The 18,207-nt window shown below is 71.8% G+C and carries 15 protein-coding genes; 5 read left to right on the forward strand and 10 right to left on the reverse strand.

Annotated elements, in window-relative coordinates; genetic code table 11:
- Positions 1-113 precede the first annotated feature (113 nt).
- The 9 genes from ACIRJP_RS24050 to ACIRJP_RS24090 all read right to left on the reverse strand — a co-directional run bounded on the left by ACIRJP_RS24050 (position 114) and on the right by ACIRJP_RS24090 (position 9,547).
- Positions 114-947, reverse strand: a complete 834-nt coding sequence (locus ACIRJP_RS24050) for a hypothetical protein (RefSeq protein WP_404177642.1) — start codon at positions 945-947, stop codon at positions 114-116.
- A 192-nt stretch (positions 948-1,139) separates the two neighbouring features.
- Positions 1,140-2,087 (reverse strand): N-acetylmuramoyl-L-alanine amidase, encoded by a 948-nt coding sequence (locus tag ACIRJP_RS24055; protein WP_404177645.1) that lies wholly within the window; start codon positions 2,085-2,087, stop codon positions 1,140-1,142.
- A 35-nt stretch (positions 2,088-2,122) separates the two neighbouring features.
- Positions 2,123-2,779 carry a class I SAM-dependent methyltransferase gene (locus ACIRJP_RS24060; protein ID WP_404177648.1) on the reverse strand — a complete coding sequence of 219 codons (657 nt, stop codon included), beginning with the start codon at positions 2,777-2,779 and terminating at the stop codon, positions 2,123-2,125.
- A 250-nt stretch (positions 2,780-3,029) separates the two neighbouring features.
- Positions 3,030-3,923 carry an oxygenase MpaB family protein gene (locus tag ACIRJP_RS24065; protein WP_404177651.1) on the reverse strand — a complete coding sequence of 298 codons (894 nt, stop codon included), beginning with the start codon at positions 3,921-3,923 and terminating at the stop codon, positions 3,030-3,032.
- Between the two features lie 24 nt (positions 3,924-3,947).
- Complete coding sequence (locus ACIRJP_RS24070) at positions 3,948-4,652, reverse strand: 4-hydroxybenzoate octaprenyltransferase (RefSeq protein WP_404177653.1); 705 nt, start codon at positions 4,650-4,652, stop codon at positions 3,948-3,950.
- A 532-nt stretch (positions 4,653-5,184) separates the two neighbouring features.
- A complete protein-coding gene (locus tag ACIRJP_RS24075; protein WP_404177656.1) occupies positions 5,185-5,772 on the reverse strand; it encodes a hypothetical protein in 588 nt (195 codons plus the stop codon).
- A 105-nt stretch (positions 5,773-5,877) separates the two neighbouring features.
- On the reverse strand, positions 5,878-7,206 hold the full coding sequence (locus ACIRJP_RS24080; protein ID WP_404177659.1) for a M20/M25/M40 family metallo-hydrolase: 1,329 nt from the start codon (positions 7,204-7,206) through the stop codon (positions 5,878-5,880).
- Entirely contained in the window at positions 7,203-8,594 is a 1,392-nt protein-coding gene (locus tag ACIRJP_RS24085; protein WP_404177662.1) for a cytosine permease, read from the reverse strand. Before ACIRJP_RS24085 ends, ACIRJP_RS24080 begins: the two co-directional genes overlap by 4 nt.
- Positions 8,594-9,547 carry a DUF1177 domain-containing protein gene (locus ACIRJP_RS24090; RefSeq protein ID WP_404177665.1) on the reverse strand — a complete coding sequence of 318 codons (954 nt, stop codon included), beginning with the start codon at positions 9,545-9,547 and terminating at the stop codon, positions 8,594-8,596. Before ACIRJP_RS24090 ends, ACIRJP_RS24085 begins: the two co-directional genes overlap by 1 nt.
- A gap of 160 nt (positions 9,548-9,707) precedes the next feature.
- On the opposite strand from ACIRJP_RS24090, the gene ACIRJP_RS24095 reads away from it, so the two are divergent.
- Entirely contained in the window at positions 9,708-10,535 is an 828-nt protein-coding gene (locus ACIRJP_RS24095; RefSeq protein WP_404177668.1) for an IclR family transcriptional regulator, read from the forward strand.
- 29 nt (positions 10,536-10,564) lie between these two features.
- Positions 10,565-11,293, forward strand: coding sequence for a dipeptidase PepE (pepE, locus tag ACIRJP_RS24100; protein ID WP_404177671.1), 729 nt, complete (start codon positions 10,565-10,567; stop codon positions 11,291-11,293).
- On the opposite strand, the gene ACIRJP_RS24105 is transcribed toward pepE, so the two are convergent.
- On the reverse strand, positions 11,256-13,058 hold the full coding sequence (locus tag ACIRJP_RS24105; RefSeq protein ID WP_404177674.1) for an MFS transporter: 1,803 nt from the start codon (positions 13,056-13,058) through the stop codon (positions 11,256-11,258). The genes pepE and ACIRJP_RS24105 overlap by 38 nt on opposite strands.
- A gap of 260 nt (positions 13,059-13,318) precedes the next feature.
- Here ACIRJP_RS24105 and ACIRJP_RS24110 point away from each other — a divergent pair, with 260 nt between their 5' ends.
- The 3 genes from ACIRJP_RS24110 to ACIRJP_RS24120 are packed head-to-tail and all read left to right on the forward strand — an operon-like array spanning position 13,319 to position 18,196.
- Positions 13,319-15,499, forward strand: a complete 2,181-nt coding sequence (locus ACIRJP_RS24110) for an acyl-CoA dehydrogenase (protein WP_404177677.1) — start codon at positions 13,319-13,321, stop codon at positions 15,497-15,499.
- Positions 15,500-15,528: 29 nt separating this feature from the next.
- Entirely contained in the window at positions 15,529-16,725 is a 1,197-nt protein-coding gene (locus ACIRJP_RS24115; protein ID WP_404177918.1) for a lipid-transfer protein, read from the forward strand.
- 49 nt (positions 16,726-16,774) lie between these two features.
- Positions 16,775-18,196, forward strand: coding sequence for an MFS transporter (locus ACIRJP_RS24120; RefSeq protein ID WP_404177921.1), 1,422 nt, complete (start codon positions 16,775-16,777; stop codon positions 18,194-18,196).
- The last annotated feature ends 11 nt before the right edge of the window (positions 18,197-18,207 follow it).

Consider the following 18,207-nt stretch of genomic DNA (forward strand, 5'->3'; position numbering starts at 1 on the left):
GCCTCCCAGTAGTTCTGACCCTGCGTCAGGAAATGAGGTACGGACGGAGGGTACGACAGCGGCCCCCCGCCCGGAAGGGTCGGAGGGCCACTGTCGTACTGCCTGTGGCGGGCTCAGCCGCGCTGGATGCCCGTGGTGTCCTGGAGCACGCCGCGACGGCCGTCCTGGGTCTGGGCGATCAGGCCCGGACCGCGCTGCTCCACCGCGAGGTACCAGGTGCCGGGCGCCAGTTCGGCGATCGGCGACGGCGAACCGTCCTCCCCGTACAGCGGGCGGGCCACCGGCACCGCGAACCAGAACGGGGTGAAGTCACCGGCCGGCGCGCCACCCGCGGCGGGAGCCTGCTGGGCGTTCCCCTGGGGCTGCGGCTCCGGCTGGCCGGGCTGCGGCTGCGCACCGTAGGGCTGCTGCTGACCCGGCTGGCCGCCGTACGAGGGCTGCTGGGCACCGGGGTAGCCGTATCCCTGACCGGGCTGCGGCTGGCCGCCGTACGGCGGCTGCACGGCCTGCGGGCGCGGGGCGCTCACCAGCGGGGCCTTGAGCGCGGGGACCAGCGGGGTGGCGACCGCGCCGCCCGCGAGCACGATCGTGGCCAGCAGGCCGAGGATCATTCCGGCGCCCGTGTCGCTGGCGTCGATGGTCGTCCAGAAGCCCGACCACAGTGCGAAGACACAGAAGGCGGCACCGAATTGACCGAGGTCGAGACCGACGACCTTGCGGGCCGGCATGGAACGGCCGACAACGACCAGTGCCGCACCGATGATCCCGGCCAGGAAGATGCTCATCAGGATGCCGAGCGAGTCCCAGGCGTTCGGCGAGTTGTAGTTGGAGCAGTTGATGCCCGCAGGGCAGTCGTAGCCGAAGAGGTCGAGGAAAGAGGCGATGAACAGCACGACCGCTGCTCCGATCACCACGCCGTCGCCTCGAGTGAGGGAGCGGATATTCACGTGAAGGTCCTTAGTCGGTCGTCTCGTCGGGGCGGTCGTCGCTGCCGCCTGTACGGGTACGGCGGGCACAACGTGAAGCTCGGGGGCGGCTCCCCATCGTACGGATGAATCTATCGTCTGCCTGGCCGGGTTGTGCCCCTGCCCGGCCCTCGGACGCGCTTCCCCCCAATATCGCCTCAGAACTACCTCTTGCTACCCCTTGAGGTAGCTGCTGATGCCATCGGCGATGCCCTGCGCCGCCTTCTGGCGCCAGCCTGAACTGGTGAGCAGTGCGGCGTCCTTCGGATCACGCATATTGCCGCATTCGATGAACACTTTGGGCACGGTCGACAAATTAAGTCCGCCCAGATCCTTTCGGGTGTCCAACCCGCTATTGCCACCGACGTAATTGGAAGGTGCACTTCCGGTATCACGGACGAAGAAACCGGCGATCCTGGTTCCGAGATCGCGCGAGGGCGCGACGATCTTCGAGGTGTCGGCCTTCCCGCCCCGCACCGACGCGGGAAGGATCACATGGAAGCCGCGGTTGCCGACCGCGGAACCGTCCGCGTGCACCGAGACCACGGCATCGGCCCCCGCCTCGTTGCCGATCCGGGCCCGCTCGTCGACACACGGCCCGTACGCGCGGTCGTTGTCGTACGTCAGCACGACCTTCGCGCCCTGCTGCTGGAGGAGTGTGCGCAGCCGGTGGGATACGTCGAGGGTGAACCGGGCCTCCGCGTAACCGGAGTTGGTGGACGTGCCGGTGGTGTCGCACTCCTTGTGCGTGGTGCCGATGTCCACCTGGCGGTTGATCTCACCGGTGTGCAGATGGTTGTTGGGGTTGTGTCCGGGGTCGATGACGACGGTCTTCCCGGACAGCGGCCCGGTGGCCCCGTTGCCGGTGGGCTTCGACGGCTTCGATGTCTTCGCGGAGGGTGTGGGGGACGCGGACGCCTTCTCCTTCTCCGGCGCCGGAGCGCTCTTCGACGGCGGCGGGGCCGAGGTACCGCCACCACCCTGCCGGGGCTCGGCCCGCGTCCCGGCGCCGGCGTCGCCCGCGCCGCAGCCCGCGGCGGTCAGGCACACGGCGACGAGCGCGGTGGCGGCGAGCAGGGACCGGCGGCGCCGGGTGGGGGGAACACTCTCGTCGTACGGCACCACGCGATGCTATCCGGGCACTCGGACGGCCGCCCTCAGATGCCGGTTCCGGTACGCCGCAGCACCCGCAGCGAATCCGTCACGGACACCTCGGTGAACGCGCCGGACTCCAGCGCCCGCAGGTAGATGCGGTACGGGGCCTGGCCGCCGTGCGCGGGGTCCGGGAACACATCGTGGATCACCAGCAGCCCGCCCTCGGCGACATGCGGCGCCCAGCCCTCGTAGTCGCCGCCTGCGTGCTCGTCGGTGTGGCCGCCGTCGATGAAGACGAACCCGAGCTTCCCGCCCCAGACCGCCGCGACCTGCGGGGACCGCCCGACCAGTGCCACGACGTGGTTCTCCAGACCCGCCGCGTGCAGGGTACGGCGGAAGGTCGGCAGCGTGTCCATCCGCCCGACCTCCGGGTCCACCACGGTCGGGTCGTGGTACTCCCAGCCCGGCTGCTGCTCCTCGCTGCCCCGGTGGTGGTCGACGGTGAGGGCCGTCACGCCGGCCTCCCGCGCCACGTCGGCGAGCAGGATCGTGGAGCGGCCGCAGTACGTGCCGACCTCCAGGACGGGCAGCCCCAGCGCGGCGGCCTCGGTGGCGGCCGCGTACAGCGCGAGCCCCTCGCTCACCGGCATGAAGCCCTTGGCGGCCCGGAAGGCGGCGAGAATCTCGGGCGACGGCTCGACAGCGGACTCGGCGGGCACGGGTTCCTCCTGGTGGGGGCGGTGGTGAGGGGTATGCGTTTCGACGGCGCCTTATCGTGCCGTACGCCCTCGCCGGAGGTGTCGGCGGGGCCGGGGCCGCCCCCGGAGCAGCAGGGGCCTTTGTCACGCCGACCACTTCTGCTCTGCCCGAGGCGGCGGAAGCCTGACCGCGCCTCGTCATGAAACCCGGCGGGCCGCCGGGTCCCCTGCGCCGAACGTGCTGTCGCCGGACGCCTCGTGGATCCCGGCGTCATCCCTGCGGCGCCCCCGCCAGCCGCCCCCGTGCGGCTGCCTGGATCGGGGAGGGCCCGATCCCCCACTGGAGGGTGCGTCCCACGGCCGTCGCCAGGGGCCGGTCCCAGCCGGTGCGGACGAAGGCCGGTCGGTGGATGGCGAGTTCGGCGCGGGCCCAGGCGGGGAGGAGTCCGGCCGAGGCGTTCGTGAGCAGGCGTACGACCAGCCGTTCCCGTCGTGTGCGTCCGAAGCCGCGAAGGAACTGTACCGAGTCCAACGCGGCTGGAGTTGCGTGTAGTTGGGGGCGCAGGCGCGCCAGGTAGCGCTCGGCTTCGAGGGAGGTGCGCGGTACGTTCCGTGCGCCCAGCGCCTCGGCCATGGGGGCGGCCTGGCGGTAGTAGGCGTCGCACTCGGCGGGGGTCAGCCGGAGTGGCCGGGGTGCGTAGGTCTGGTGGCCGGCGAGGAAGCTGTGTACCTCGGCGGTGTGCACCCAGGTGAGCAGATCGGGGTCGTCCGCGCGGTACGGCCGGCCGTCGGGGGCGGTGCCGCGCACCCGGGTGTGGATCCGGCGGACGAGGTCGATCACCTCGCGGGCGGCGGCCGAGGAGCCGAAGGTGGTCGCGGTGATGAACCGTACGGTTCCGTTCAGCCGCCCGACCGGGTCGGCGCGGAAGTCGGAGTGCTGGTCGACCCCCGCCATGGCCAGCGGATGCAGCGACTGGAGCATGAGCGCGGCGAACCCGCCGGTGAGCATCCCGGTGGCCTGCCCGTGCACACGCCACACCGGATCCCCCGGCGTGATCCCGAACAGCCCGGGATCACCCGGTGGCCCCGCGTACCGCTCCAGCTTGAGCTCCCCGCCGTGCATGGTCGCCGTGAGTTCCCTCGCGATCCGTTCCCGCAGTCCCACCAGCACCTCCAGGGTTCGTGTCCCTCAGCCGAGGCTACCGGCCCGCCCGGCGAGCACGGCCACGAGCAGTCCGCACAGCGGATTGGTCGCGAACGCCCGCCCGCAGGCCCCGGCATCCGCAGGTTCGGCCCGCCACACCTGCCACCCCAACTGCCCCGCGACCACGCACAGTCCGGGCCAGTACAGCGGCCCGAGCCCGGCCGCGACCCCGAACCAGGCGAGCAGCACCACGCACCCCGCGTACGCGCCGCCCACCAGCACCCGGCTGCGCCGCCCCAGCAGCACGGCGGCCGACCGCACCCCGGCCCGCACATCGGCCGCCCGGTCCTGGCAGGCGTAGATCACGTCCGTCCCCACGGCCCAGCAGATCAGCGCCCCGTACAGCGCCCCGCCCCCGAGCCCGATCGCTCCGGTGAGCAGGACGTACACCAGCGGCACCGTCCAGTTGATGGTGATCCCCAGCCACACATGCGGCCAGTGGGTGACCCGCTTCATGCACGGATACACCGCCGCGAGGGGCGCCCCGGCCGCCGCCCACACCACGGCCTCCACACTCCAGAACCCCATCACCAGCGGAGCGACGGCACCCACCGCGACACACAGCACCAGGGCCCGCCCGGCCGCCAGCCGCCCGGAGGCGACGGGCCGCCCCGCCGTACGCGGCACCTGAGCGTCGAACCGTGCGTCCAGCACATCGTTGAGGCCACAGGCGGCCCCCCTCGACAGCACCCGTACACCAGGAGCAACAACCCGAGCAGGCCCCCGTCCCGGGGCCCGGCGATCGCTCCCAGGGCTATCCATCCGGGCACCACCAGCAGCCAGGATCCCACCGGCCGGTCCAGCCGCAGTAACTCCAGATACGGCCGCACCCCGGAAGGGGCCCGCCCCACCAGCCGGGCGGCATACGGCCTCGGGCCGGGACTTGATCCGGGATCCGGGCCGGGGCCTGTGGGGCGACGGGCATACCGATTCATGCCCCTTTCCAGGGGGATCGCGTGCCGATCGGTCCAACCTGGCCCCGGCCACCGGCCCGGGCCAGGCGGCGCCTTCAAAAGATCTCGCGTGGCTGGATCGCGGCCGGGTGTTGATGCGCCGACATGAACTGCCTGATGTCGATGGACAGTTCGTCCGGCCGCTGTCGCCTGATCCGTTCCCTGTGAGGCGGGCGCACGCCCGGGGCCGCCCTGCCACAGCCGGGCAGAAGCACATGAGCCGCATGCTCTCCTCGTCGGAGCTGACAAGAGAGTCGGGGCCTCGGAGGTCAGGGCCGCCGCAGGCGGCTCATGGCCGGGTCCCAGAGGGAGGGGACCGCTCCGTCCGCCGGCGGGGGATCCACCGGTGCCGGGATGGGGGACGAGGCCTGCGAGAAGATCAGGTCACGGTAGTCCGCGTCCAGCTCGGGCGCGGGAGCGGCGCGGGGCCTGCGTACCCGCGAACGCTCCGCCTCCTTTGTCACCCGCTCCAGCTCGTGCGCGGCCTGCGCCGCCAGCCAGTCCGGGCCGTGCAGCGCGGACTCCAGGTCGGCCAGGGCGCGCAGTGGATCCTTGACGTGGTCGGCGATCACCAGACCACGGACGAAGCGCAGCACGGCCCGGTCGCCGGGCCGCTCGATCCAGGTGCTCAGCGCCATGTCGCAGCAGTGCAGCGCGGTCCTCGGCCGGTCGTGCAGCAGGGCCGAGCACACATCCATCAGCCAGGCATCCGGAGTGAACGATCCGCCGCCGCTGACCCGCCAGGCCTTCGCCGCGCGATACAGCTCGTACCAATCACCCGCGTCGAGCAGTCCGAGGCACTGCTCGCGCCACCACGAAGTGGGACGCCCGGCGGGCCGAGCGGAAATTGCTCCCATGCCCGGCACCCTACCGGCCAGGTCGTACGCCACCGCCGATGGTGTCGACGGGGCGTACTAGGGGTGAGCCCGGGTCAGGGTGGTAGGTGGGCCGTGGCGGTGAGGTCAGCAGCTCTGCCAGAGGCGGGTCATGACGCGGACGCCGAAGCGCAGGCCCTCCAGCGGGACGCGCTCGTCCACGCCGTGGAAGAGACGGCCGTAGTCCAGGTCGTGCGGGAGCTTGAGGCCCTTGAAGCCGAAGCAGCGGATGCCGAGGTGGGTGAAGGCCTTGGCGTCGGTGCCGCCCGGGTTGCAGTACGGGACGGGGTGGCCGTCCGGGTCCTCGGCGCGCACGGCCTCGCACATGGCGTCGACCAGCGGGCCGTCGAACGTCGTCTCCAGCGCGATGTCGTGGTTGACCCACTCCCGGGTGACCGAGGGGAGCAGCAGCTTGTCGATGGTGTCGATCAGCTCCTGCTCGTGGCCGGGGAGGAAGCGGCCGTCCACCCGGGCGGTCGCCTTCCCGGGGATGACGTTGGTCTGGTAGCCGGCCTCGAACATGGTGGGGTTCGCGGAGTTGCGGAGCACCACCTGCATGAAGTCGGAGACCGGGCCCAGCTTCGCGAGGCTGCCCTCGATGTCGTCCTCGTCGAACTCGACGCCGTAGAGGCGGGCCGCCTCCTCCAGCAGGGCGCGGACCGGTTCGATCAGCCGGATCGGGAAGGTCTCGCGGCCGATCCGGGTGAGCGACTCGGCGAGGTCGGTGACCGCGTTCTCGTCGTTGGGGGAGGAGCCGTGGCCGGCCCGGCCGGTGGCGGTGAGCTCCATCCAGGCCATGCCGCGCTGGGCGTTCTCGATCGGGTAGAGGCGGCGGGTGTCGTCGATGGCGAAGGAGAAGCCGCCGCCCTCGCCGATCGCCTCGGTGACCCCGGCGAACAGCTCCGGGCGGTGCTCGACCAGCCAGTGGGCGCCGAACTTGCCGCCCGCCTCCTCGTCGGCGAGGAAGGCGAGGACCAGGTCGCGCGACGGCCTGGTGCCGGTGCGGGCGAAGTGGCGGGCGGTGGCCAGCATGACGGCCACCGTGTCCTTCATGTCGATCGCGCCGCGGCCCCAGAGGTAGCCGTCGCGGACCTCGCCGGAGAACGGCGGGACCTGCCACTCGGAGGCGTCGGCCGGGACGACGTCCAGGTGGCCGTGGACCAGGAGGGCGCCGCGCCCGGGGTCGCTGCCGGCGATCTTGGCGATGACGCTGGCGCGGCCCGGGGCGGACTCGACCAGCTCGGACTCGATGCCCACCTCGGCGAGGCGGCCCACCACCCAGTCGGCGCTCGCGCGCTCGTTGCTGGTGGGGTTGGAGGTGTCGAACCTGATCAGTTCGGCGCAGAGTTCGACGACCTCGTCCTGGGCCCGGTCGGAGGCCGGGACGAAGGGGACGGAGGAACCGGCGGTGGTCATGCTGCTCCCACGGGGGTTGTCGCGCGGGCGGCGGGGGCGGCGGTGTGGCCCTCGTCGTCCAGGGTGGAGGTGCCGTACGGCTTCACCCAGCCCAGCAGGCCGAGGGCGCTGTACAGGATGAAGGCGGTGGCCAGGGAGTTCAGGGCCGGGATGCCGCCATCGTAGAACTTCCCGACGCAGAACGCCGCGATCCAGATGGCGATGGACATCGGGACCCAGGTCGGGGAGGTCCTCGGCAGGGTCTCGGACTCGCGGGTCTCGTCCAGCGGCTTGCGCATCCGCTTGACGACCCAGTACTCGGCCACGATGATGCCGCCGATCGGCGGGATGGCGACGCCGAGGACCGAGAGGAACTCGGTGAAGTGGGTCATGATCCCGACCGCGGACAGCGCCGTGCCCGCGATGCCGAGGACGATCGTGACGGCGCCGCGGTGCAGCCGCTTGCCGAAGACGACCTGGAAGAAGTTGACGACGCCGAGCGAGGAGCCGTACAGGTTCCAGTCGTTGATCTTGGCGGTGGACATCAGGACCACGATGACGCCGAAGGCGCCGGAGGTGGAGAGCACGATGTGCGAGACCTCGTTGCTCTTGACCAGGTGGCCCAGGAGCACCCCGGTCAGACCGACGATGTACTCGGAGAGGATCATCGACGAGGCGCTCTGCAGGAAGACGTGCGAGCCCTTGCGGTTGTACCGGGTCATCTCCGGGGACACGATCGCACCGGTCATGTAACCGCCCGCGATGGCGGTGGCGGCGACGGCGAGCGGGATCGTCTGGCCGGGCGGCGGCGAGTGGATCAGGTCGCTGAGCGAGTGGTCCTTCAGTGTCGAGACGATCGACCAGGCGACCATCGCGAAGAACAGCGGCGTCACGATCTTGGCGAAGACGGCCATGTACTTGAAGCCGAAGATCACCAGCGCGGTGATGGCGATGCCCGCCAGCACGCACCACATCCAGGACGGGCCGCCGACCAGAGTCGAGACGCTGTTGCCGAAGATCGTGTTCTGGACGCCGAACCAGCCGACCAGGCTGACCGCGATGACGAAGCTGACCAGTGCCGAGCCGTTGCGGCCGAAACCGACCCAGCGGGTCAGCATCGGGGTCGCCAGGCCCTCGCGCATACCGGCCAGGCCGATCGCGAAGATCACGATCTCCAGGATCACCGCGCCGAGAGTGAAGGCGAGGAAGGCGTCCCCGAACGTCATGCCGACACCGATGGTGGCGCCGAGGGTGAACTGCGAGATCGAGCCGGACTGGGCGAGCCACTGGAGCAGCATCGACCAGAAGCCGAAGCGCTTGTCGCGCGGCACGCGGGAGAGCGCGTAGTCGTCGCTGCCGATGTTCTTGGCCTCGGGGGCCACGGCCTCGGCCTGCGGGGTGGCTGCCATCAGGACTCCTGGGGTGTACGGCCGAAGGTCTGCAGGTGCGTCAGTGACCCGTAGCGGCTGACGAGGTTGTCGAACTCCACCGCGTCGTGGAAGTCCAGTCGACCGCCGCCGAAGGCCTTGGCGACCTCCACGGCGTAGCGGGCGGCGGATGCGATGTCCGTCTCGTGGCTCGCGCCCGTACCGCAGCCGGGCACCGCGGCGGCCGAGGTGATGGCCAGGCCGACGACCGGGGCGGCCGTCGCGGTGGAGGGCTGAAGGATCGAATTGATGTGGTGTGCCCCATTACCGTACGGGGTGATGTCCTGCGTGGTCACGGGGTACGTGACCAACGGCTCACCGGTCACCACGGCCAGCAGTTCGCCCAGCTGCTCGCTGACCCGGAGCACCCAGCCCTCCTTGACGGTGGGCGACAGGGCGAGGCCCTTGTGGTTGATGATCCGGTTGCCCTTGGTGGTGTCGATGGAGAGCACGGCCTCCATCTCGCCGGTCACCTCGTGGCGGTTCATGGTGGCGATGTCCACGGGTGAGCCCATGAACGGCACCGGGTCGTGCGGCTCGGTCGGCGCGTTCGGGCAGATGTGGGTGGCGACGATCACGTCGCCGGGCAGCACATCGCCGCGGCGGCGCATGTCGAGCAGCTTGGCGGCGGTGGCGATCGCCGAGACGGCGCCGTCGGCGTCGGAGACCAGACCGGTCACCTCGGGCCGGGCGCCGATGCCGCCGAGCCGGCCCACCACGCCCAGCGTGCGGGCGCTGCCACCGGACGTACGTCCGTGGGAGCCCGGGATGCGGACCATCACGAAGTCCGTCGAGCCCTGCTCGCCGGTGACCGTGGTGACCTGTGCGGACGAGCCCTCGGTCCCGCTCACGGAGCCGAGGTACTCGACGACCGTCTTGCCATTGACCTGGGGATCGTCCAGAAGATCGACGATGTCCAGCACGTACTTCAACATGGGGGGCCTTTCTCGCTCATCCGGGCACCCGGGCCGGCGCTGGGGCCTGTCCGGCGGGGGAAGCGCGGGGCGGGGTGCTGAAGCCACATTCGGGATCGGATAGCGTTGAACGCAACTGTTTCCCGTTATTTGCAATTCACGTCTGAATGGTGAGATGACGATGGCGGACTTCGATCTGGACCGGCGCACCCCCGCCGGAGCCCTGCAAACCGTCGACCGGGCGCTCCTGGTGCTGCTCGCCTTCGAGCGGACCCGGCCCGACTGGGGCGTCACCGAGGTCGCCGAGGAGTTCGGCTGGGACACCTCGGTGGCCCAGCGGCTGCTCGCCACCCTTGCCGGGCGCGGCTTCCTGGTCTCCGACCCGGTCACCCGCCGCTACCGCATCGGCCCCGCCGTGCTGCGCCTGGGCAGGCTCTGGGAGCGTTCCGGATCGCTGGAGCTGCTGGCCGGGCCGGTCCTGGAGGAGCTGCGCCGGGTCACCGGCGACACCGTGCTCTTCTGTCTGCCGGACAGCTTCCACATGCGGTGCGTCGCCGCCGAGGAGGGGGAGGCCGGGCCGCTGCGGTACTACCCGCTGGTCGGCGAGCTCTATCCGGCGCACGCCGGGGCGACCAGCAAGTCGTACTACGCGTACCTCCCCGACGAGCAGCGCCACCGGCTCTTCCGGGGCCGCCCGATGGCCCGCTTCACCGACCGGACGGTCACCGACCCGGACCGGCTGGAGGAGGAGTTCCTCAAGATCCGCGCCCAGGGTTACGCGTGGACGGTCGGCGAGTACGACACCGGCATCGCGACCGTCGCCGTACCGGTCTTCCTGGGCCGCGAACCGTACGGCAGCCTCAGCCTCGGCGGCGCCTCGGAGCTCTTCGGGGACGCGCCGGACGACCGGCTCGACGCACTGCGCCACGCGGCCCGGATGCTGGAGCGGCGGCTCACCCACCCTCCGCAGCGCCCGAAGTCCCGCACCCGTCGCCCCCGTACCGCCTGATGATCCGGAAGAGAACCAAGAGGAACCCCATGAATCTGCTGCTGCTCTCCAACTCCACCCAGCACGGCCGCGGTTATCTGGAACACGCCATCGACACCGTCACCGGCTTCCTGCCCGCCGGTGCCCGGCTGGCCTTCGTCCCCTACGCGCTCGCCGACTACACCGCCTACACCGCGCGCGTCCGCGAGGCCCTCGAACCCCACGGCATCACCGTCCGCGGGGTCCACGAGAACGCCGACCCGGTCGCCGAACTCGCCGCGTCCGAAGCCGTGTTCATCGGTGGCGGCAACTCCTTCCGGCTGCTGAGCGCGCTGTACCGGACCGGTCTGCGCGACGCCGTGAGCGAGGCGGTACGCAACGGGCTGCCGTACATGGGGGCCAGCGCCGGGACGAACATGGCGGCGCCCACCCTGCGCACCACCAACGACATGCCCATCGTGCAGCCGCCGTCCTTCGAGACGCTCGGCCTCGTCCCGTTCCAGATCAACCCGCACTATCTGGACCCGGACCCGGCCAGCACCCACAAGGGCGAGACCCGCGAGGAGCGGCTCACCGAATTCCTGGAGGAGAACGACGTACCGGTGCTCGGCCTGCGCGAGGGATCGTGGCTGCGGGTCGACGGGCGCCAGGCCCGGGTGCAGGGCGCCCGCCCCGCCCGGCTGTTCACCCGCGGCGCGCAGCCGCAGGAGCTTCCGGCGGGGTCGGACGTCTCTCATCTGCTCACGACGACACCGCGGTTCGACGCTCCGGTGCGCTGACACCCAGCACCAGATCGGCGTCGACCGGCAGGCCGTCGCCCGGGTACGCGGCCGGGCGGGCGCTCGGCGCGTACCCGGTGGCGGACCCGGCCAGCACGAAGTCGCCGCCGTGCGGGGCGGCCAGCGCGTAGTGACCCTCCCCGTCCGTCACGGTGAGACCGGCCTGGCGGCCCCGGTGGTCGATCAGCGTGACATTGGCGCGGGCCACCGGGGCGCCGTCCCCGTCCAGCACCCGGCCGCGGAAGCCGCCCGAACCGGCGGCCGGGCGGGAGGTGCCCGGTGCCGGGGCCGGGTCCTGGGCGTCCCCGGCACTGCTCGCCAGCAGCGCCGGGCGCATCGCCTCGCGCCGCGACGGCAGGAACGAGGCCAGCACCAGTCCGATCACCACCGCGCCCGTCGCGATCAGGAACGAGATGCGGAACCCCTCCATCGAGGGCAGCACGGCCCCGCCGCTGCGCACCGAGGTGTTGGCCAGCACCATGCCGATCACGGCGCTCGACACCGACGTGCCGATCGACCGCATCAGCGTGTTCAGGCCGTTGGCCGCACCGGTCTCCGACGGGTCGACGGCCCCGATGATCAGCGCGGGCAGCGAGGAGTAGGCGAGCCCGATGCCGGCGCCGAGCATCACCGCGATCACCACGGTCTGCCAGGCGGCGCTCATCAGCCCGAGCCCGGCCCCGTAACCGATCGCGATGACCAGCATGCCGAGCATCAGCGAGACCTTGGGGCCCCGGCGGGCGGACAGCCGGGCGTAAAGCGGGGCGACGAGCATCATCGTCAGGCCGAGCGGCGCCACGCACAGCCCCGCGACCACCATCGACTGCCCGAGGCCGTACCCCGTCGACGCCGGCAGCTGGAGCAGCTGCGGCAGGACCAGCGAGACGGCGTAGAAGGCGACCCCGACCATGATCGAGGCGAGGTTGGTGAGCAGAACCTCGCGCCGGGCCGTGGTCCGCAGATCGACCAGCGGGGCCGGGCTGCGCAGCTCGAACAGGCCCCACAGGACCAGGATCACCAGCGCGGCGCCGATCAGCCCGAGGGTGCTGCCCGAGGTCCAGCCCCAGTCGCTGCCCTTGGTGATGGGCAGCAGCAGGCAGACCAGGCCGAGCGACAGCCCGAGCGCGCCGACGAGGTCGAACCGGCCGGGGGCGCGCAGCGTGGGCTCCGGCACGACGAGGAAGGTGAGCGCCATCGACAGCACACCGAGACCGGCCGCGCCGAGGAACAGGGTGTGCCAGTCGGAATGCTGGGCGACCAGCGCGGCGGCGGGCAGCGCCAGGCCGCCGCCGACCCCGATCGAGGAACTCATCAGCGCCATCGCCGAGCCGAGCCGCTCGGGCGGCAGTTCGTCGCGCATGATGCCGATGCCCAGCGGGATGGCGCCCATGGCGAAGCCCTGGAGCGCGCGTCCCACGATCATGATCACGAGGTCGTCGGTGGAGGCGCATATCAATGAGCCGGCCACCATCACGGCGAGGCTGGCGAGCAGCATCTTCCGCTTGCCGTAGAGGTCACCGAGCCGCCCCGTGATCGGGGTGGCGACGGCCCCCGCGAGCAGCGTCGCGGTCATCACCCAGGTGGCGTTCGACGGATCGGTGTGGAGAAGGGCGGGCAGGTCCTTGATGACGGGGACGAGCAGGGTCTGCATCACCGCGACGGTGATGCCCGCGAAGGCGAGCACGGGGACGACCCCGCCACCTGCCCTGCGCGGCCTCGGATCGGGGAGTTCCCCGGTGTGCTGTCCGTTCGTCGTCTGTGGCATACGTGCGGCCTCCGGGCGGCGTGATCGAGGTTCTGGGCAGGCATGCGGGCGGCGCGGGCGGGCAGCGCCCGACCGCCAAGTGTGTGCACCGTGAAACCTTCCCGCTGCGCGCGGTATTCCGGTGAACGCGGTGCGAACGGGGGCACTACGGCGCACTCGGCCGGAGCGCGCGGAGATCCCTCCGTCATCTGACCTTCCGTCAGAATGGAACGTGTTCTACTCTTGCGCCGTTCCAGTGGCTGCGACCGGCGAGGATCCGCATGGGCATCGGAATCACCGAAGAACACAGGGAGTTGGCGCAGTCCGTACGGGGCTGGCTGGCGCGCGCCGTACCGCCGAAGGAGATCCGCGCACTCCTCGACGCGGACCGGCCCGGTGCCGACGGCGTGCGCCCCGGGTACTGGGACGGGCTCGCCGGACAGGGCCTGCTCGCCATCCATCTGCCCGAGGAGCACGGGGGCGGTGGCGGCCGGATCCTCGATCTGGCCGTGGTCCTCGAAGAGGCCGGCCGGGCCGCGCTCCCCGGCCCGTACCTGTCGAGCGCCCTGGCCGCCGCCGTACTGCACACGGCGGGCCCGCCCGGCCTCGTGCGCGACCTCGCGTCCGGTACGCGCGTCGGCGCCGTCGCGTTGGGCCCCGGCACCCTCACCGCCGTCGAGCACGAGGACGGCCATCTGCTCGACGGCACGGCGCCGCCCGTCCTCTCCGGCGCCGAGGCCGACCTGCTGCTCCTGTCCGCCGAAACGGCCACCGGCACCCTCTGGTTCGCCGTCGACTCCGCCACCGCGGGGCTGACCGCGCGCCCGCACCGGGGCGCCGACCCGACCCGGCCCACCGCCGAGGTCCACGCCGAAGGCGTACTCGTCCCCGCCGGCCGCCTCGTACGGACCGGCACCACCCGCGTCCGCGACCTGGCCGCCGTCCTCCTCGCCGCCGAAGCCTGCGGAACCGCGGCCAGGGCACTGGACACCGCCGCCGAACACGCCAAGGTCCGCGAACAGTTCGGCCGCCCCATCGGGCAGTTCCAGGGCGTCAAGCACCTCTGCGCCGACATGCTCGTACGCGTCGAGCGGGCCCGTGCGCTGGTATGGGACGCGGCCCGCGCCGCCGACGAGGAGACGGACCCGGACGTACGGTCCATGGTCGCCGCCCTCGCCGCCTCGGAAGCCCTCGACGCCGCGTACGGCTGCGCCAAGGACTGCGTCCAGATCCTCGGCGGCATCGGCTTCACCTGGGAGCACGACGCCCATCTGTATCTGCGCCGGGCCCTGGTGGCCCGCCAGTTGCTGGGGACCGGCGACAGCCACCGGCTGCGGGCCGTCCGGCTGGCCGAGGGCGGGGCGCGCCGCTCGCTCGCCCTCGAACTCCCCTCCGACGCCGCCGCCCACCGGGCCGCCGCGCGCGAGGCCGTCGCCGCCGCCCGCGGCCTCGACCCCAAGGCCGCCCGCCGCGCCCTCGCACCGACCGGCTACGCCGCCCCGTACCTCCCCGCCCCCTACGGCCTGGGTGCCGGCCCCGTGCAACAACTCGCCATCCAGCAGGAGTTGAAGGAACAAGGGGTGAAGCTGAGCGACCTCGGGATCGCCACCTGGGTGGTGCCCTCGCTCATCGCCCACGGGACGGCCGAGCAGCAGGAGCGCTTTCTGCTGCCCACCCTGCGCGGCGAACTCCTGTGGTGCCAGCTGTTCTCGGAGCCCGACGCGGGATCCGACCTCGCCTCGCTGCGCACGAAGGCGGAACGGACCGACGAGGGCTGGCGGATCAACGGCCAGAAGGTGTGGACGAGCGCCGCCCAGTGGGCCGACCACGGGATCCTGCTCGCCAGGACCGACCCGGACGCCCCCAAGCACCAGGGGATCGGCTACTTCCTCGTCGACATGAAGAACACCCCGGGCATCGGGATCCGGCCGCTGAAGGAGATCACCGGCGACGCACTCTTCAACGAGGTGTACTTCGACGACGTCCTGCTGCCCGCCGACGCCGTCGTGGGCGAGCCCGCCGGCGGCTGGAAGGTCGCCCGCAACACCCTGGGCAACGAACGCGTCCACATGGCCGACCAGATGACCTTCGACACCGGTCTGGAGGCGCTGATCGCCCGCTCCGGCGAACTCGACGGCGCCTGCCGGGCCCGCATCGGAGCACTCGCCGCCGAGGCCCACGCACTGGGCTGCATCGGGCTGCGCACCACGATGCAGCAGGTCTCCGGGCTCGAACCCGGCGCGGGTGCCTCCGTCCGCAAGCTCGTCCAGACCACCCACCAGCAGAAGGTCGCCGAACTCGCCCTCGAACTGCTCGGCCCCGCGGGCGCGGCCGGCGAGGGGCCGGGGGAGCGGGCCCTGCACGGCTTTTTGATGTCCCGCTGCCTGACCATCGCGGGCGGCACCACCCAGGTTCAGCTCAATGTCGTCGCCGAGCGCATCCTCGGCCTCCCGCGCGATTGAAGGGACTTGCCATGAAGCCCATGAAGCTCATGAAGGCGTACGTCATCGGTGTCGGAACGACGAAGTTCGAGAAGCCCGAGACCCGCGACTGGCAGTACTGGGACATGGCGAAGGAGGCCGGTACGGCGGCGCTCGACGACGCCGGGGTCCGTTACGAGCAGATCCAGCAGGCCGTCGTCGGCTACTGCTTCCAGCCCTCCACCGCCGGTCAGCGCGCGGTGTACGGACTCGGCCTGACCGGGATCCCCGTCTACAACGTCAACAACAACTGCGCCACCGGCTCCACCGCACTGATGATGGCCCGGCAGTTCGTCGAGGGCGGCGGCAGCGACTGCGTCCTCGCGCTCGGCTTCGAGAAGATGACGCGCGGCGCGCTCGGCGGCGGCGGCGCGGACGGCGGTGCCGCCGACTTCAAGACGTCACCCGTCGCCCGGCACTACGGGATCATGGCCGCCGCCCACGGCTTCGAGATGAGCCCGCCCACCGCCCAGATATTCGGCAACGCGGCCCGCGAGCACATGGAGCGGTACGGGACGACCGAGGCGCAGCTCGCCGCGGTCGGCGCCAAGAACCACCGGCACTCGGTGAACAACCCGTACGCCCAGTTCCAGGACCCGTACACGGTCGAGGAGATACTCGCCGCGAAGACCGTCCACCGCCCGCTGACCAAGCTCCAGTGCTCACCCACCTCGGACGGCGCGGCGGCCGCCGTGGTCGTGTCGGAACGCTTCGTCGAGACCCACGGCCTGGGCGAGCGGGCGGTCGAGATCGTCGCCCAGGCCATGACCACCGACACAGGCGACTCCTTCGCCTCGGGGACCTGCATCGACGCCGTGGGCCGGCCGATGTCGCAGGCCGCCGCCCGGCAGGTCTACGAGGCGTCCGGGCTCTCGGCCGCCGACCTGGACGTCATCGAACTGCACGACTGCTTCTCCATCAACGAACTCCTCACCTACGAGGCGCTCGGGCTGTGCGGCGAGGGCGAGTCCGGCAAGCTCGTCGAGTCGGGCGCCACCACGTACGGGGGCCGCTGGGTGGTCAACCCGTCCGGCGGGCTGATCTCCAAGGGACACCCGCTCGGTGCCACCGGCATCGCCCAGACCGCCGAACTGACCTGGCAGCTGCGGGGCGAGGCGGGAAACCGGCAGGTGAAGCACGCCCGGGTCGGCCTCGCCCACAACATCGGGCTCGGTGGAGCGGCGGTGGTGACGCTGCTGCGGCGGTAGGCCCGAATACCGATGTACGGGGCGATGCGCGGGTGCGAGTATGACGGACATGGTTGACGTCACCACGCCCGCACCGCCGCGAGAGCGGGCCAGCACCCGCGCCTGGGCGGCGGTGCTCGCCGCCTGCATCGGTCAGTTCCTCGTCGTGCTCGACGTGTCGGTCGTCAACGTCGCCCTGCCGTCGATGCGTTCCGACCTCCGGATGAGCTCCGCCGGACTCCAGTGGGTGCTCAACGCCTACTCGATCGCGTTCGCCGGATTCATGCTCCTCGGCGGACGAGCCGCGGACATATACGGCCGCAAGCGGATGTTCCTCATAGGCCTCGGCCTGTTCACCGCCGCCTCCCTGGCCGGCGGGCTCGCCCAGGAGGGCTGGCAGCTGCTCGCCGCCCGCGCCGCGCAGGGGCTCGGCGCCGCCGTGCTCGCCCCCGCCACCCTGACCCTGCTCACCACCGCCGTCCCCGAGGGTCCGGCCAGGACGAAGGCGATCGGCACCTGGATGGCCGTCGGTGCGGGCGGCGGCGCGGCCGGCGGGCTGATCGGCGGGGCGCTCACCGATCTGCTCTCCTGGCGCTGGGTGCTGCTGGTCAACGTGCCCATCGGGGTGCTCGTCCTGGCCGGCGCCGCCGTCCGGCTCGTGGAGGGCCGGGCCGGGGACCGGCGGCGGATCGACCTCCTGGGCGCGGTGCTGGTCACGGTGGGCCTCGCCTGCGTCGCGTACGGCATCGTGCACACCGAGAAGTCGGGGTGGGCCGCGACGGCGACCCTGGCACCGCTGCTCGGCGGGGTGGCCCTGCTGGGCGTCTTCGTGGCGGTGGAGGCCCGGACGGCGGAGCCGCTGATGCCGCTGCGGGTGCTCGGGGCGCGGGCGGTGACATCGGCCAACGCGGCGATGTTCGTGCTCGGTTCGGCGACGTTCTCGATGTGGTACTTCATGACCGTGTACGCCCAGGCCGTGCTGGGCTACAGCCCGCTGGAGGCCGGACTCGCCCTGATGCCCACGTCGTTGGCGATCGTCCTCGGCTCGAAGTGCGCGCCCAGGGTGATGGCCGTGACCGGCACGAAGAACCTGGCGCTCATCGGTACGGCGATCGCCGCGGCCGGTTTCGGCTGGCAGTCCACGATGGGCGCCGACGGTTCGTACCTCACCTCGGTCTGCCTGCCCGGGATCCTGATGATGGCCGGTGCGGGCCTGGCGTCCACTCCGCTCGCCTCGCTGGCCATCACCGGAGCGGCCCCCGGCGAAGCGGGTCTGGTCTCCGGGCTCGTCAACACCTCCCGCACGATGGGCGGTGCGCTCGGTCTCGCCGTGCTCTCCACCGTCGCGGCGGCCCGCACCGCGGGCGGCACCGGGCCGGAGGAGCTCACGGCCGGGTACGCGCTCGCCTTCCGGACGGCCGGCACGGTGCTGCTGGGCGGGCTGCTGCTGATGGTGCTCTGGCTGCCGCGCGCCCGGTCGGCCCGGCGCTGAGACGAGAGGCC

Origin of the sequence: Streptomyces sp. NPDC102437, assembly GCF_044765565.1 — a bacterium.
GTDB lineage: Bacteria > Actinomycetota > Actinomycetes > Streptomycetales > Streptomycetaceae > Streptomyces.